Annotated in this window: 13 protein-coding genes; 4 read left to right on the top strand and 9 right to left on the bottom strand. The window is 68.1% G+C overall.

Going from position 1 to position 16,422, the window contains the following annotated elements:
* Positions 1 to 41: 41 nt before the first annotated feature.
* From IJ15_RS0102790 to IJ15_RS0102755, 8 genes are all read right to left on the bottom strand, one after another.
* Positions 42 to 1,280, bottom strand: coding sequence for an acetyl-CoA acetyltransferase (locus IJ15_RS0102790; RefSeq protein ID WP_031936820.1), 1,239 nt, complete (start codon positions 1,278 to 1,280; stop codon positions 42 to 44).
* 74 nt (positions 1,281 to 1,354) lie between these two features.
* The gene (locus tag IJ15_RS0102785; protein WP_031936819.1) at positions 1,355 to 2,836 is read right to left on the bottom strand and encodes a carotenoid oxygenase family protein; all 1,482 of its coding nucleotides are present in this window, start codon (positions 2,834 to 2,836) and stop codon (positions 1,355 to 1,357) included.
* Positions 2,837 to 2,838: 2 nt separating this feature from the next.
* The gene (locus IJ15_RS0102780; protein WP_081880544.1) at positions 2,839 to 3,366 is read right to left on the bottom strand and encodes a PaaI family thioesterase; all 528 of its coding nucleotides are present in this window, start codon (positions 3,364 to 3,366) and stop codon (positions 2,839 to 2,841) included.
* 2 nt (positions 3,367 to 3,368) lie between these two features.
* Positions 3,369 to 5,108 carry a class I adenylate-forming enzyme family protein gene (locus IJ15_RS0102775; RefSeq protein ID WP_031936817.1) on the bottom strand — a complete coding sequence of 580 codons (1,740 nt, stop codon included), beginning with the start codon at positions 5,106 to 5,108 and terminating at the stop codon, positions 3,369 to 3,371.
* A 33-nt stretch (positions 5,109 to 5,141) separates the two neighbouring features.
* Positions 5,142 to 6,338, bottom strand: a complete 1,197-nt coding sequence (locus IJ15_RS0102770; RefSeq protein WP_031936816.1) for a thiolase family protein — start codon at positions 6,336 to 6,338, stop codon at positions 5,142 to 5,144.
* A 2-nt stretch (positions 6,339 to 6,340) separates the two neighbouring features.
* Positions 6,341 to 8,002, bottom strand: a complete 1,662-nt coding sequence (locus tag IJ15_RS0102765; protein ID WP_031936815.1) for an aldehyde dehydrogenase family protein — start codon at positions 8,000 to 8,002, stop codon at positions 6,341 to 6,343.
* Between the two features lie 177 nt (positions 8,003 to 8,179).
* On the bottom strand, positions 8,180 to 9,121 hold the full coding sequence (locus tag IJ15_RS0102760) for a winged helix-turn-helix transcriptional regulator (RefSeq protein ID WP_031936814.1): 942 nt from the start codon (positions 9,119 to 9,121) through the stop codon (positions 8,180 to 8,182).
* Positions 9,122 to 9,173: 52 nt separating this feature from the next.
* Positions 9,174 to 10,367 (bottom strand): thiolase family protein, encoded by a 1,194-nt coding sequence (locus IJ15_RS0102755; RefSeq protein WP_051918456.1) that lies wholly within the window; start codon positions 10,365 to 10,367, stop codon positions 9,174 to 9,176.
* Between the two features lie 90 nt (positions 10,368 to 10,457).
* On the opposite strand from IJ15_RS0102755, the gene IJ15_RS0102750 reads away from it, so the two are divergent.
* The 4 genes from IJ15_RS0102750 to IJ15_RS0102735 all read left to right on the top strand — a co-directional run bounded on the left by IJ15_RS0102750 (position 10,458) and on the right by IJ15_RS0102735 (position 14,920).
* Positions 10,458 to 12,017: a class I adenylate-forming enzyme family protein gene (locus tag IJ15_RS0102750; RefSeq protein WP_081880543.1), complete on the top strand. Its 1,560-nt coding sequence runs from the start codon at positions 10,458 to 10,460 to the stop codon at positions 12,015 to 12,017.
* Between the two features lie 44 nt (positions 12,018 to 12,061).
* Positions 12,062 to 13,030, top strand: coding sequence for an NAD(P)H-dependent flavin oxidoreductase (locus IJ15_RS0102745; protein WP_031936811.1), 969 nt, complete (start codon positions 12,062 to 12,064; stop codon positions 13,028 to 13,030).
* A gap of 158 nt (positions 13,031 to 13,188) precedes the next feature.
* Positions 13,189 to 13,611, top strand: coding sequence for a YciI family protein (locus IJ15_RS0102740; RefSeq protein WP_031936810.1), 423 nt, complete (start codon positions 13,189 to 13,191; stop codon positions 13,609 to 13,611).
* A gap of 13 nt (positions 13,612 to 13,624) precedes the next feature.
* Complete coding sequence (locus IJ15_RS0102735; protein WP_031936809.1) at positions 13,625 to 14,920, top strand: RNA polymerase sigma factor; 1,296 nt, start codon at positions 13,625 to 13,627, stop codon at positions 14,918 to 14,920.
* A 15-nt stretch (positions 14,921 to 14,935) separates the two neighbouring features.
* On the opposite strand, the gene IJ15_RS0102730 is transcribed toward IJ15_RS0102735, so the two are convergent.
* The gene (locus IJ15_RS0102730) at positions 14,936 to 16,237 is read right to left on the bottom strand and encodes a glycosyltransferase 87 family protein (protein WP_081880542.1); all 1,302 of its coding nucleotides are present in this window, start codon (positions 16,235 to 16,237) and stop codon (positions 14,936 to 14,938) included.
* Positions 16,238 to 16,422: the final 185 nt, after the last annotated feature.

Here is a 16,422-nt window from a genome sequence, read left to right as displayed (position 1 = left end):
GAAGGGACCCTTCAGCTACATGTACGTCGCCCTGACGGTGGTCACCGGGTGCCTCGGATGACGACTGTGGACACCGCCGTCGTGAAGGATCCACCGATGTTCACGGTGAGGGCGCGTCGGGCGTCGTCGACCTGATGGTCTCCTGCTCGGCCGGTGACTTGCCGTGCGGCGTCGAGCACCATCCGGATCCCGGTGGCGCCGACCGGGTGCCCGTGGGACAGCAGTCCGCCGCTGGGGTTCACCGGTAGTCGTCCGCCGCGTTCGATGGAGCCGTCCATCACCGCCTCGCCGCCCTTGCCCGGGTCTGCCAGTCCGATGTGCTCGAGGGTGACCAGACCGTTGATGGTGAAGCAGTCGTGGATCTCGGCGACGTCCAGGTCGGATACGCCCGCTATCCCGGCGCGTCGGTAGGCGTCTTCGACGGCTCCGCGTAGGTGTGGGAAGAGGTAGTCCTGGTCGGCGCTCTGGGCGATCTTGTCCGCGAGCAGCAGGGTCGCGGTGCGGTGGCCGAACCCTGCAATGGTCGCTTCTCCGTCGAGATCGGCTCCCGTCCGCTGTGCCCATGCCTGTGCAAAGTTCGGCCCCGCCAGCACTACGGCCGCGGCACCGTCGGTGATACGTCCACAGTCGGTCTTGCGCAGCATCCCCTCCACGATGGGGTTCACTTCGTCGTTCACGTCGAAGGAGCCGGCCGGGAACTCCCAATCCCGTGTCTGCGCAAGACTGTTGCGGGATCCGTTGCCGAATGCAATCTCTGCGAAACGCCCGAGATGCGCATGATCGAGGCCGTAGCGCCGGTCGTACTCCCGCGCGATGTCGGCGAAGAGCGCGGGCCACGGATACTTCACCCCCAGCGCCTCCCGCCCGGCCCATGCTGCGGTACCCAGGTACTCCGCGGCCGTCTGGGCGGACACGTTGCGCATCAGCTCGACACCGACCACCAGTGCCACGTCGTATCGACCGGATTCGATATCCGCGCATGCGGCGAGCACCGCAGTGCTACCGGAGGCGCACGCCGCCTCGTGTCGCGTGCTCGGTAGCCCGTCGAGTCCCGGTACAGCCGCAACCACCATGCCACCGAGTTGGGCCTGTCCGGCGAAGAGTTCTCCCGCCAGGTTGCTCACGTGCACGACACCGACGTCGAGGTCGTCGACGCGCGCGTCCGCCAACGCTGCGGGCACGGTCTCGGCGAACATGTCGACCAGGCCGAGCCCCTCCTTCGACCAGTTCCGGGCGAAGTCGGTCTGGGCGCCTCCCAGCACGTAGACGGGATTGGTCATGTGTTTCTCCTTGTGGTCGTCTGGCAGGGGTAGCGCCCTCGGCCCGTCCGGCGCGGGCCGAGGGCACACTCTCGCTACGCGCCGGCCGCGGCCAGCTGCTCGGCGCGCACCCACGTGGCGTGGAAACCGGACGGCACCCGGCGCGGCAGCAGGACCCGGGCGACGGGTCCGGCGGCGACATCCGCGGCGTCGAAGATGTTGATCTCGCCCTTGTCCTCGGCTTCGTCGTTGACGAAGCACACCAGGTAGCCGTCGGTCTCGCCCGTCGATCCGTCGCGGGGTGCGAACGGTGCCTCCGAACCCCAACGCCCGGAACCGAACTTGTGCTCCTCCTTGGCGCCGGTCTGCGAGTCGAACCGCACGATGCCGTCGAAGAGCAGTGTCGGCTCGTTGGCGAGGCTCATGTTGTACGAGTACCGGTGCGAGCGACCCATGATCCGCGAATCCACGCTCGGGAACTCGATGTTGGCGTCGTCGAGCGCGGACTCGACGGCCGCCCCGGTGCGCAGGTTGAGGCGGTACCGGTAGAGCTGTGCGTCGAGTCGCATGTACGCGAGCATGTTCGACAGCGGCGAGGCGAACGTCGTCTGGTGCTGGGGGTTCTTGACCCGGCACACGTCCATGACGATCTCGTCGCCCTCTTCCCACGAGTTGACGACGTGGTAGATGTAGCAGGGCTTCACCTCGAACCACCGCACGTCGCTGCCGTTGCCGTGGCGGGGGACGACGGCGAACCGAGCGGGGAGCTCCTGGTCGTAGAAGATCCGGTACTTGCCGGCCCGGCGTGCGTCGTGGTCCTGCACCAGCGGCAGGTCCATCAGGATGGAGTAGTTCTCGGTGATCCCGATGTCGTGCGGGAGTCGGGGACCCGGCAGGTCGATCTGCGTGCGGTGCGTCTGCGTGCCGTCGGCGCCGATGATGCCGTAGCCCAGGTAGTCCTGGTCGGGGCCGTAGTCGAACCAGATCAGTTCGCCGGTGGCCTCGTCGACCTTCGGGTGGGCCATCATGTCACCGGCGAAGGTACCCAGGAAGTCCTGCGCGCCCAGCGTTTCCAGTGACAACGGGTCGATGCTGTACGGCGTGCCGCACAGGTACCAGGTCGCGAGGATCTCACCGCGATGGTAGATGACGTCGGTGTTCCCGGAATCCTTGATTCCCAGGCCGTGGCCGTTGCCCCACGGATTGTCCTTCGGGTTTTCCATGAGTCCGGTCCACAGGGCGCGGCCGGCCTCGGACTCCTCCTGGAAGGCCTTGGTCCGGACGTACCGGTTGGTGTAGCGCACCTTCCCGTTCTCGAAGTGGGCCGCATGGATCATGCCGTCACCGTCGAACATGTGGTAGCGGCCCGGAGCCTCGAACTGGCGGTTCGGGCCGTTACGGAGATACACGCCGTTGAGATCCTTGGGGATCTCACCGATGACGGTGAGGTCGTCCAGGGTCAGTTCGTCGGCGATCGGCGCGAACACTCCGAGGGTGTACGGGTTGTCGTCGGTGGTGTCGACCGGGCGCGCGACGGCGACGAGGCCGCCGTCGGCACCGGGCTGGGTGGTAGTCATGGCTACTCCGCTTCGGTGGTGTCGAGATCGGATCGTTTCGATGAATGCTGTTGCGGTGCTGTTTGGTACAGCACCATCTGAGTGCAGCGGAAGAGGGCGATCGCCCGCCCGGTGTCGTCACGGACCGTGGCGTCCCACACCTGGGTGCGCCGTCCGAGGTGGACGAGTGCCGCCACCACGGTGACCGTCCCGGACCGCGCGGTGCCGAGGTAGTTGGTCTTGAGTTCGAGTGTGGTGAATCCGGATGCCTCGGCGGGCAGCGCCAACCGTGCGCCGACACCGCACACCGTGTCGGCCAGGGCTACGACGGTGGCCGCGTGCAGGTAGCCGTTCGGCGCCAGCAACTCTTCGCGAACGGTCAGTTCGCCCGTGGCCGCCGTAGCCGATGCGTCGAGGATTCGCATGCCGACCAGGCCGGGAAAACGCCCTTCGAGCATCGCGGTCATCTTGTCCGCGATGGGTCCCGCGGACCCGGTCGGCGTCTCCCGTGGCGTGCCGGCCGGTGCGCTGTCGACATGTGGCGATCCCATGGTCAGCCGACCTTCGCGACCTCGCCGCGAATGTCGCGACGCTGCAGCTTTCCGACCGGGTTCCGGGGGAGTAGTTCGACCGTCACGAGCCGCTCCGGCAGCTTGAACGACGCGACGTCCTTGGCCCTCAGGAACTCGACGAGATCCTCGAGTGTGACGTCGTCTCCGGCATTGGGCACCACGACCGCACAGCACTTCTCACCGAGAATGTCGTCGGGATACCCGACGATGGCCACATCGGCGACCGCGGGGTGGTCGATGAGAATCCCCTCGATCTCGGCCGGAGCGATGTTCATCCCGCCGCGGATGATGATCTCCTTGCTCCGGTCGACGAACCTGAGGTACTCGCCGTTGTCGCCACAAAGCTCGAATATGTCTCCGCTGCAGAGGTATCCGTCCTCATCGAACGGGCTCGTCGGGGCGGTTCCCTCGAGGTAGCCGGCGAAGATCGTCGGTCCCTTCAGGCGGAGTTCGCCGCGTCCGCCGACCGTCGTGACCTCTTCGCCCGTCGCCAGATCGACGAGGCGTGCCGACGTGCGCGCTGCCACCTCGGTGGCCCACGACTTCGCCGGTGAGCCGTAGTTCGGCAGGTATTCGGCACGGATCAACGGGTCGGGTGTGTCCGACGGGGCGCCGAGCAGGCACACACCCTCGTTCGAACCGAAGAAGTTGAGCACCTCGACACCGAGCGAGTACTGCCAGTCACGCACCACGCCGGGGGGTAGCGGGGCGCCGCCCGACCCCACCCGTCGGAGCGCGGACAGGTCGTGTGCGGCCCGAAGATCCTCGCGCTGCAACAGCATCGTGAGAATCGCGGGCGGCATGCTCGTGTGGGTGACGCGGTAGCGCTGGAGTTGATCGAGATAGACCGCCAGGTCCAGTGGGTGGTGGTGGACCACGTGACCGCCGCCGAGCAGCCACGGCAGCAGCGAGGTCGCGAACCCGGCCATGTTGACCATCGGGAACGGATTGAGCATGACGGACTCCGGGTCGGTCTCCAGACCGTCCTGAACAGCCTGCCCGATCGCGATCCAGTCACCGTGACAACGGGGTACGCCCTTGGGTGCAGCCTCGGTCCCACTGGTCCAGCAGATCGTGATGCAGTCGTTCACCGACCGGGGCAGGGCCGTGTACGCGCGCCGCACGGCATCGAGCGATTCGTCGGTGGCGGGGGCCGCGTCCAGGGGCCGGCCGCGATTTGTCGCCGGGGGCCCGAAGGTGAACACGGTGCGCAGCGAGGGCGCCTCGCCGATCAGGCCGAGTGCCTCGTCGGACGGCGTCCGGTCGCCGAAGCTGTTGACGGTGACAACAGCTACGGCCGAGGCGGATTCGACGATCCGGGTCAGTTCGAATCGTCGGTACGAGGCCGGCATCGGTGCCGCGATCGCTCCGAGACGCCACAGGGCGAAGTAGGTCGCCGTCAGGGCGACGGAGTTGGGCATCAGCACGGCGACGACATCGCCGGGACCGATACCGGACTCGTGCAGCTTGGCGGCGAGGTCGTCCACGCGTGCACCGAGTTCCTGCCAGGTCAGTGTCTCCGGTTCGATTCCGCACAGCGCGGGCAGGTTGGTCGGATCGGTCACTGCCGGGGCGTCGCCGCGGCTCCGGATCTGCTCGTCCAGGAGGTCAAGTACGGTGCGCGGCGACCACCAACGATTTTCGAGGTAGTCGGCGACACGACTGTCGGGATGGCACGGGCGTAAACGGTTGGCGACGTTGCCTTCCGAGATGGCGGTCATGGCGTCCTTTCGTGCAGTGGTCTGGAAGGGGGATCAGCGGAGTCTGCGGACGACGACGGCGGCGCCGAGCCCGAGCGCGGCCGGGATGGTCACCAGGGCGTACTCGCCGTCGACGCGGGCGAGTTGATCGAGGGCGTTGACGAGGAGGGCGCCACCGCTGGCGCCCAGCGGGTGGCCGGTGGCGAGTGACCCGCCGAGTGGATTGACCTTGTTCGGATCGAGTCCCAGTTCCCGGGTCATCACCAGGGCGGACGCGGCGAAGGACTCGTTCGCCTCGATCACGTCGAGTTGCGCGGCGGTGATGCCCGCGTTCGCAAGGGCACGCCGCGCCGCGACGACGGATGCCGTCAGCAGGGGCGAGCGCACAGCCGCCTGCGCGACGCCCACCACCTCCGCGATCGGCTCGCGACCGAGCCGATCGCGTACGACGGAGGATCCGAACACCGCCAGCGCGGCACCGTCCGCCATCTGCGGGGCGGTGGCGGCGGTGTGCAGCCCGCCATCCGGACGCCCGACCGCGGGCAGACGTGTCGCCACCCTGCTCCACGACGGATCCTCCCCGAAGAGGGGGGCGAGTTCGGCGAGTGACTCGACGGTGACGCCCGGCCGCGCCCCCTCGTCCGACGCGAGGATCGTGGTGGCACCCGATCGGACCGGGATCACCGACCCGGACGGTGGGGCCGCAGCGGCACGCTGATGTGAGGTCACCGCATAGGTGTCGAGATCCGTTCGCGTCAGCCCGTATTCGGCCGCAGTGAGATCCGCGGACACCCCGATGGTGACGTAGCCCGTGCGGTCGCCGAGCTCGTCGTCGACGGCGAAGGCCGGTCGGTCCGAGAGCATCGGTACCCGCGACATCGACTCGACGCCACCGGCGACGACCACGTCGGCGATGCCGGAAGCGACCTTGGCCGCGGCGGACTCGATCGCGTCCAGGCCGGAGCAGCACAGTCGCGAGACGACCCCGGCCCCGACCCGGTCCGGCCAGCCCGCCCAGAGCACGCCGGCGCGGGCGACGTTGCCACCCTGTTCGCCGACGGCCGTGCTGGTGCCGACGACGACGTCGTCGACCGCGTCGGCGGAGAGTCCGCGTTCCTGCAGCGCCGAGAGCAACTGCGCGAGAAGTTCGTGCGGGGGTACGTCGGCTAGCGTGCCGCCCTGTCGCCGGACGCGGCCCTTCGGGGTGCGGACCGCGTCGTAGACGTAGACGCCGGATGCGAACTGGGACATGGTCACTGCCCTTCGATCTGGCGACGGTCCTGGACGATGCGGAATCGCCCGGAGATGAAGGATTCGTCGGTGAGGGTCGCGTTGCCGGCGGGGTTGAGGCCGGTGACGTGATAGTCGCTGTAGGCGGCCGCGAACTGCATGGGCATCGAGGACACCAAATTCGCCGACAGGGAGGCTCCGGCATCGGCGTAGGCGTCGGCCACCGCGTCGACGACGGCGTCGTCGGTGCAGTAGAGGTAGGAGCTGATCGCACCGTGGCGGCGGACACTCGCGGTCGCGTGCTCCACTGCCGAGGCGGTGTCGGCGCAATCGATCAGGAACGCGACCGGACCGAACTGTTCGCCGTCGGGAAGTGTCGCGTCCTGCCGCGGATCGACCCGGATGACGAGCGGGGTCACCGATCGGGCCTGGGGGTAGTCCGGATGGTTGTACGAAATCGGCCTGCGGAGCAGGGTGCCGCTCGCCTCGGCGTTGTCGGCGAGTGCCGTGATCGATTGCAGGGTCGTATCGGACTGCAGTGCGCCGCAGACCGCCCCGGCGCGGCGAGGCGCGTCGGCGAGATCGTCGATGGCCGCGAGGAGGGCCTCGATGACATCGTCTCGGGCGATCACTCCCTCGTCAGTGCGCACACCCGCATCCGGGATGTAGATGTTCTGCGGTGTCGTGCACATCTGGCCGCTGAAGAGAGCGAGACCTCCGGCGAGTGTGCGCATCGCGGCCGATAGATCGGAGACGGAGTCGAGGATGACGGTGTTGACACCCGCGGTTTCGGTGAACACCAAGGTGTTCGGGACGTTTCGTTCCAGCCACGACCCGAACTTGGGGCTGCCGGTGAAGTCGACGATGCGTACTTCGGGGCTGGTGGCCAGTTGTCCTGCGATCGGGACGTCCACGGTGTCGACGACGAGCTGAACGGCGTCGGCCGGCAGTTGTGCCTCGGTCAGCACCTCGCGCATGATGCCGACCGCCAGCGCAGTCGCCAGCACCGAGCGGGGGTGTGGCTTGACGAGAACCGGATTTCCCGTCGCGAGGTTGGCGAGGATCGCCGGGTAGGCGTTCCAGGCAGGGAACGAGGCGCAGGCGACGACGAGTGCGGTGCCGAGCGGACGAGTGCGGTATCGCTTCCGCAGGGTCACGTCGGATTTCCCGAATCTTTGCTGCCACGTGACGTGTTCGGGGACCCGAGTCATGGCGGACCAGGCCATCGCCACCGCCTCCAACCCGCGATCGAGCGCGTTGGTGCCGCTGCCGCTGCAGGCCATGTTGAGGCTCTGCCCGGTGGTGTGGGAGGTGACGGCTGCGAACTCTTGGCCGCGGAGGTGAATTCGATGCAGTGCTTCGAGGCACACGCCGACCCTCAGCTCGACCCCGGCGTCGCGGAGGGCGGTCGCGGCGGCGGCCGCGCCCACGAGCGCCTCGTCCACGGACGGCGCGCTGTAGCTGACGTTGAGCGCCTTCCCGGTGAACGGCGAGACCTCATCTGCGGTGATCACGGAGTCGGTGGGAGACGAAAGCGTCAGGGTGGCACCGTCATAGGCGCCAAGGAGAGCGTCGGACTGTGCTGCGTCGGGCGGGGTGATGGGCGCATATCCGGTCCACGCGCTGCGGGTTCGGTTGGCCTCGGTCGCGGCCTGCAGCAGTGCGAGGTGGGTTTCGAAGAACATGGGCACTCGTTCCTGTATCAACAGTTTTGCGCGAGATCAGTCAGTCATCGGGTGGAGCGTTCAGGCGAGGGCAACCGCCTGCTTCGACGAAATGACTACTGTTATTGAAGTGAACCAGGACACAGAGTGAATTGTCAACGGTCGGGAGGGCCGTATCGCTCGACGAGAGGGTGGCGTCTAGCGCGGGAGCTGAGCGCCGAACGGGAAGGGTTCGAAGTGCACGGACGTGCGTTCCAGTCGGGCCTCGCACCCGCGGCAGCGCAGCGCCGGAAGCAGCCAGGAGTCACAACCGCGGTGGCGGAGCTTCGGGCCGAGCGGGAGCGCGTCGGGATGCGCGACCTGTGTCCACGACAACATGAACGCGAAGATCGGGAACAGGCCTCGGCCGCGCGGGGTCAGTACGTAGTCGCGACCGCCGCCGTCGTCGCTCCGGGTGAGTATCTGCACCTCGGACAGCCGAACCAGTCGCTCGGTGAGGGTCGTAGGTGAGATCTTCAGGATGGACTGGAACTCGCCGAACCGTCGTATCCCGGACAGCGCCAGGCCGGTGACGAGGGCGCTCCACCGGTCGCCGATAGCCTCCATGACCTCGGTGAACTGCAGATCGACCCGGTTCACCGACGGGGCGTTGCGGGTCGATCGCCGCCGCCCGCTCCGTGCCGCGAGGACCAGCGATTCGGGGTCCAGTTCGAGTTGCGTGTCGCGTGGGCCGACGACGCAGTCGCAATGCCGGCACATCATCGCCGGTGGTCCCCGGTGGCCGCAGTCGAGGTGCACCAACTCGGGTTGAAGGAGCCCCTCCGGGGACCACTCGCGCTGCCAGGCCCAGACGCTGGCCAGAATCTCCCACGTCGCGATGCCGAGTTCGGTCAGGAGATAGTCGTGGCGGTCACCACCGTGCTGCTGTGGCCGGCGTTCCATCAAGCCGGCCTCCACCAGCGCGTTCAGTCGTGCCGTCAGCATGGCTGGTGGGGCGCCTGTGCGGTCGATCCACTGGCTGAAGCGGCGCACGTGATCGACGAAGGACTCGCGCAGGATGGCAAGGGTCAGCCGGTCGCCGAGCAGATCGATGGTTTGGGCGACGGGGCTCTGAGCTGTAGTGGCCTCGGATTCGGCCATGTCGCTCACCTTCCGCCACTGCCCGCGACGATCACATACTGCGGATCGCTTGTCAGGCCTCCAACACAATAGCGATGCCCTGGCCCACGCCGATGCATGCGGCCGCGACCCCGATTCCCCCGCCGAGTCGGCGGAGATGACGCAGGCAGTCGATCACCATCCGGGCGGCTGATGCTCCGAGAGGGTGACCCAGTGCGATGGCGCCGCCGAAGGGATTGACCCGATCCATCGGGATCCCGGGAAGTTCACGCAGGCAGGACAGGACTACCGCGGCGAACGCCTCGTTGAGTTCGAGGACTCGAACATCTGCGAGTCCGAGACCCGCGCGGTCGAGGGCCTTCGTGATCGCCGCGACGGGTGCCAGCGCGAACTGGTCAGGCTCCGTGCCGACGACCGCCGAGGTCAGTACCCGGCCGAGCGGCTCGACACCGAGTTCGTCGGCGACGGCCCCGGTGCCCACCAACGCCGCGACTGCCCCGTCGCTGATCGGGGACGAGTTCCCTGCGGTGACACTGCCACCACCGGAAAAGGCCGGCCGCAGCGCGGACAGTGTCGCGATGTCGGTCTCGCGGATCGGTTCGTCGCGGTCGAGGTCCGGGTGCGGCACGACGAAGCCGTCGTGGATGCCGTCCGCCCACGCCCGGCCCGCCAGTTCATGGGACCGGAGTGCCCATTCGTCCTGCTCGGCCCGGCCGACGCCCAGCTGCTGCGCTACCAACTCTGCCGACCTGCCGAGCGTCTCGACCCAGGCTGCGGGGAATCTGGGATTCGCCATGCGCCACCCGACGGTGGTGGGAAGCAGCTCCATCGCCCGGGGAAACGCGGTGTCCACCGGCGGAAGCACGTACGGGGCGCGGCTCATGCTCTCCGAGCCGCCGGCGATCGCGATCTCGGCGTCACCCACGGCGACGCGCCTGGCCGCGGACAGCACCGCTTCGGCGCCGGAGCCGCACAGCCGGTTGACCGACACACCCGGAATCGTGTGCGGAAGCCCCGCGAGCAGCAACGCCATCCGGGCCACGTTGCGGTTGTCCTCGCCCGCACCGTTGGCATTTCCCCATACGACGTCGTCGATTCGGCCGGGATCGAGCGTGGGATGCCTACCGACCAGGTCGGCGATCGGAATCGCGGCCAGGTCGTCCGCCCGGACGTGTGAGAGAGCTCCCCGGGCCGCGCCGAACGGGGTCCGGACCGCGTCGATCACCCACGGGATGTGGCCCTCGGGTGGGGACGGGCGTCGGGTCATGGGCTCCTCCTGTGCGTCGGGGTGCGGTCCCTTGCGGAAATCCGCCCGCCGTTGTCTACTTCAATAACTGTAGCGAATGGAGGGAGTCTCATGTCGATAGCCGACGTGGTTCGCACCGCGGCAGATCGATACGGGTCGGCGATCGCACTCGAGGACAGCTGCGGGACTCGAACGTTCACGGAACTGTCCGATCGGGTGCATGCGCTGGCCGGTGGCCTGCGCGATCTCGGCGTCGCGGCCGGGAGTCGCGTCGTGGTCCTGCTCGGCAATTCCACCGCTGCGGTCGAGGTCGATCTCGGGCTCGCGATCGGCGGATTCGTTCGGGTCTCGCTCAATCCGCGCGTGGGCAGGATGGACTGGGAGCGTGTCGTTCAGGACTGTGAACCGGCGGCACTGATCGTCGATCTACGGCTCGCGGGTGCAGCCGAGTTCGCCACTGCGACCAGCATGCCGACCGTGGTCGCCGTCGGCGGGGCATCGTCGACCGGTCCGTCGGTGGACGAGTTGGCGGCCGGTACCGTGCGGGGCGCCGAAATTCCCACACCCGACCCGGATTCGCTGTGCGCGCTGCACTATTCGTCCGGTACCACGGGAGTCCCGAAGGGTGCCCAGCGAACCCATGCGAACCGGCTGGCCTCGCTGAGCGCGATGCGGGACCACGTGCTCGCAGGTACTCTCGACGGCGCCGAGCCGCCGGTGTTCCTGCACGCCGGGCCAGTCATTCACACCAGCGGCCTGTTCGTACTGCCCTTTCTCGAGGCGGGCGGGCGGCAGGTGCTGCTGGAACACATCGGCCCGGCGGGTCTCGTCGACGCCGTCGAGGCGCACGCCGTGACCCACACGGCACTGGTGCCCACGGTCATCGCGCGACTGCTCGACTTCGACGACGCCCGACTGTCGGTGATGCGGCGAATGCGCATGCTCGCGTATGCGGGTGCACCGATGCCGGTCGAGCATGTCCGGCAGGCGTACCACCGCATCACGCCCAACCTCGTGCAGTACTACGGAATGGTCGAGGCGATCCCGCCTCTGACCGTGCTGACCGTGGCGGACCACCGCCGTGGTGTGCTCGAGAAGGCCGACCTGCTCGGCTCGGTCGGGCGCGTCTGTCCGGAGGCGGCCTTCGGTTTCCGTGCTCTCGGTGAGGCCGTTCCCGAGGGGGAGATCGGCGAACTCGTGATCACCGGTCCCGCGGTCAGCCCTGGCTATCACAATGCTTGTACGCGAACAGATCTGGGTAAGAGTCACGTGGACGGCCACTTGTTCTCGGGTGACCTCGGCTACCGGGACCCCGACGGCTACATCCACCTGACCGGTCGCAGCAAGGACATGATCATCACCGGCGGTTACAACGTCTATCCACGTGAGGTGGAGGAGGCGATCTCTGCAATCCCCGGTGTCGACGATGTCGTCGTCGTCGGACTGCCCGACGAGGTATGGGGGCAACGTATCGTCGCCGCGTACACCTCGGCTGCGGACACAGGCGTCGCCGACGCCGTCGTGCTGGCGGAGAGTCGCACGCGGTTGCCCGACTACAAGCGCCCCAAGGCTGCGCATCGCGTCGACCGTCTTCCGTTGACGGCGCTGGGGAAGGTCGATCGGGCTGCTGCAGCCGAGTTGCTCGACGGTCTCGTTCGAGCCTCGTCGTGAACTCCCACACACACTTACACCGATACATCCCGAAAGAGGACTCCATGACCGCCTCATTTCCGACCGCCCTGCGGTTGCCCGTCGTCGCGGCACCGATGTTCCTGGTCTCCGGCCCGGAACTCGTCACGGCCGCCTGCACCGCAGGTATCGTCGGCTCCTTCCCGACGCAGAACTGCCGTACCGCAGCGGATCTCGACACCTGGATGGGATCGATCACGGATCACCTACGTGCGGCCGAGGCTGCCGGCTCCCGCCCGGTCGCCCCGTGGGCGGCGAACGTGATCACGCACAGCAGTAACGCCCGGCTCACGGACGACCTGCGTCTCATCGCCGAATACAAGCCGCAGATCGTCATTACGGCCCTCGGGTCCCCGAAGCCCGTGATGGACATCGTCAAGGGATACGGCGGCACGGTGATCGCCGACGTCGTCAACCTACGTCTTGCGCACAAGGCAGCGGACGCGGGTGTGGACGGCATGGCATGTGTGTCTGCGGGCGCCGGCGGACACACGGGCCACCTGTCGCCCTTCGCGTTCACCTCTGCCGTGCGTGAGTTCTTCGACGGGATGATCATCATCGGTGGCGGCATCAGTGACGGCCACGGTGTCGCAGGTGCGGTCACCGCCGGCGCCGACCTGGTCTACATGGGTACCCGGTTCCTGGCGGCGTCGGAATCCATGGCGGTGGACGGGTACAAGCAGATGGTCGTCGATCACGGGGTAGACGATCTGCTGGTCAGTTCCGCGATCACCGGCACCCCGGCCTCCTGGCTCAAGCCCAGCCTCGTGGCTTGCGGGCTCGATCCCGAGAATCTCACGCCTCCGAGCGGGGACAAGAACTACACCGCCGGTGCGGAATCGATGAAGCGGTGGAAGGACGTCTGGGCGGCCGGACAGGGACTTGCGCCCATCCGAGCAATCGAACCGGTGAGCACAATCGTCGAGACGATCGAGGGGGAGTACCTCACCGCGCTGCGCCGCGCGAGTCGATCGGCCGTGCCCGCCGTGATGTGAGTCCGCGACCGTGTGGCGGCTCGCGAGGCCCTTCGCGGTTTCGCTCGTCGGCCCGGCCGCCGAAGAACAAATTCTCGGGCTGTGTCGATCCGGCGTCTTCCCGTTCGACGTCCTGGATGAGAGGGTCGAATCGCGACCCCCGACGAAGGAGCGAACAGATGAAGTACATGCTGATCATGCGCGCCACCGACGAGGCCGTCGAGGCTTACAAGGACGTCCCGTTCGAGCAGGTCATCGAGCAGATGGGCAAGTTCAACGAGGCGCTGATGAAGGCGGGCGTGCTGTTGGCGGGCGAGGGGCTGTCCGACGCGGAGGAGGGGTTCGTCGTGGACTTCTCCGGCGACACCCCGCTCGTCACCGACGGGCCGTACGGGGAGACCAAGGAGCTGTTCAACGGATTCTGGATCCTCGAGGTCGCGTCCAAGGAGGAGGCTGCGGAGTGGGCCAAGCGGGTGCCGCTGGGTCCGGGCGCGAAGATCGAGGTGCGCCGGGTGACCGGACCTGAGGACTTCCCGCAGGACAACGAGTGGATCCAGAAGGAAGAGGGCTGGCGCGAGGAGCTCGAGAACCGCAACGCGTAGCCGCATGCCGCCAATGCCGCCAATGCCGACGGAGCACCGGCCGGACCCGATCGAGTCCGTGCGGCGCTCCGTCGCGGCCGTGTGGCGCATCGAGTCGGCCCGCATCGTCGCCACGCTCATCCGAACTGTGGGCGATTTCGGACTGGCGGAGGATCTCGCTCAGGAGGCGCTCGTCGATGCGATCGCGCAGTGGCCGCAGAGCGGTGTCCCGGCGAACCCGGGGGCGTGGCTCACCGCCGTCGCGAAACGCAAGGCGATCGACGGCTGGCGTCGGCAGGAACGCTACGACCAGCGCGTTGCCGCCATTGCACGCGACCTCGAGACCGCGGAGGCGGCTGCCGCGTCGGACGAGCTGCCGTGGGATCCGGACCGGATCGACGACGACGTGCTCCGGCTGGTGTTCGTGTCGTGCCATCCGGTGCTGTCGCGGGAGGCTCAGGTCGCCTTGACCCTCAAGGTCGTCGGCGGGCTGTCGAGCGAGGAGATCGCGCGCGCGTTCCTCGCGTCGACCGCCGCTGTGCAGCAGCGGATCGTACGTGCGAAGAAGACCCTCGCCGCCGCGAAGGTGCCGTTCGAGGTGCCGCCGCGGTCCGAGTTCGGTGAGCGACTGGGCGCGGTCCTCGGCGTGCTGTATCTCGTGTTCAACGAGGGGCACGCGTCCAGCGCTGGAGATGAGTGGATGCGTCCGGAGCTCAGCCGCGAGGCCGTCCGGCTCGGACGTGTTCTCGCCGAACTCCTGCCGGAGGAACCGGACGTGCACGGCCTGGTGGCGCTCATGGAGTTGACGGCCGCCCGGTTCCCGGCGCGGCTCGACGCGAACGGTGACCCGGTGCTGCTCGCCGACCAGGATCGTCTTCGGTGGGACCGCGGCGCCATCACCCGGGGACGTGCCGCGCTCGCCAGGGCCGACGCGATCGGCCGCGGTCGCGGCGCCTACGCGTTGCAGGCGGCGATCGCGGAGTGCCATGCGGTCGCGCCGTCCGTCGACGAAACCGACTGGGACCGGATCGTTCTCCTCTACGAGGCTCTGGGCCGGCTGGCGCCGTCACCGGTGGTCGATCTCAACCGCGCGGCGGCGGTCGCGATGGCTTCGGGACCCGACGCCGCACTGCGGATCGTCGACGGCCTCGTCGACGGTGGTCGCCTCGCGGGCTATCGGCTGCTACCCGCGACTCGTGGTGAACTCCTCGCCCGGCTCGGACGGAACCGGGAGGCCCGCAACGAGTTCGAGGCGGCCGCCGAGTTGACCGGCAACGAGCGCGAGCGGAAGGTACTGCTGGACAGGGCTGCTGCGCTTCCCGACGGCTGAGGGGCGGCCGCGAGCCTAGAAGACCCGATCGGGGTCGGCCGGGGTGGCTTCGATGTCCGGCGCCACGTCGTCGGGAAGTGTGCGGTGCGGTGGGGTCGGGGTGCCGGCGCGGAACGCGACGACGCCCGCACCGATCAGGACTGCCGTGTACAGCAGCACGTACATGTTCACGACGATGTCCCACGCGACCCAGTGGGGCGGGAACAGGTACAGCCCGACGACGATGGTGTCGTCGGGGAACCGGTAGGCCCAGGATCCGGCGATGCCGAACAGTGCGACCACGCCCGCCCACCACCAGGTGTTCGTCAGGGCGCGGTGGACGAGGTAGACCGCGAGCGGCACGAACCACACCCAGTGGTGGCTCCAGGTGAACGGGGAGACGACGGCGGCGGTGAGCCCGGCGACGGTGACGGCGAGGAGACGCTCCCCGCCGCGGTGGAGCCGGACCACCACCCACATGCTGACGGCGACGACGGCGGCCGCGACCAGCAGCCACACCCATGTGGGCACGGGCTCCCCGGCCAGTCGGGTGAGCGCCCCGCGCAACGACTGGTTCGCGGGGTGGGAGTCGTCCGCGATGCGGGTGGAGTCGAAGAACGTCTCGGTCCAGTACTGCCGGGAATCCTGCGGAAGCACCAGCCAACTGCCGACGATGGTCGCGACGAAGGCGGCCGCCGCGACGGCGGCGGCCCGCCACTTCCGCAGCACCAGGTAGTAAAGGACGAAGTAGGCCGGTGTCAGTTTGATCCCGGCGGCGATGCCGACGCCGACGCCCTTGATCCTGCTGCCGTCGGCGCGGGAGACGTCCCACAGCACCAGTGCCATCAGGACCAGGTTGATCTGCCCGTAGAACAGGGTGGTGCGGACCGGTTCGAGGAACGTGCACGCCACCGCCAGCAGCACCGAGACCACCACGACGCGGCGGGAGACGAGGTACCCGAGCATCCGCCAGCACAGCGCGACGATCGCCACCAGCAGGACCAGGTTGAATCCCATCCACAGGTACTTGTCGATCCCGCCGGGCAGCAGTCCGAACGGGAGGAACATCAGCGTCGAGAACGGCGTGTACGTGTAGAGCAGACCGTGGATCACCGGTTCGGTGTAGAGCGGCAGGTCCTCCATGACGTGCCGGGCGCCGTCACGGTAGACGTCCAGGTCGGCGCCGCCGACCAACATGCCGACACGCGGTGACCACGGGTCGACCAGGGTGAACAGCAGCACAGCCGCTGCGGTAGCGAGAAGCGCGAGGACGACCGTCGTCGGGCGCCCTCCCGGGAACACTCGATCGGTACTCGGTTCCTCGGTTGTGTCTGCCATGGCTGTGTCCCTCCCCGGACGTCGCCTCGGCTCGTTGCAGAGACGATCGAGACAAAGGTAGTCAAGCGGCCGAATCGCAGTAGGTCCACTCCCGTTGACCGGATGGCCCGCGTGTCGGCGGCCGGGCGATGTAACGCCACCGGTGCGGATGCCGACGTTTGTGATGACGTGACGCGCTGTTCGGG

The organism is Prescottella defluvii, from assembly GCF_000738775.1.
GTDB classification, from domain to species: domain Bacteria; phylum Actinomycetota; class Actinomycetes; order Mycobacteriales; family Mycobacteriaceae; genus Prescottella; species Prescottella defluvii.
Note: the sequence above shows the minus strand (reverse complement) of the source record. Positions and strands in the feature narration are given on the sequence as shown.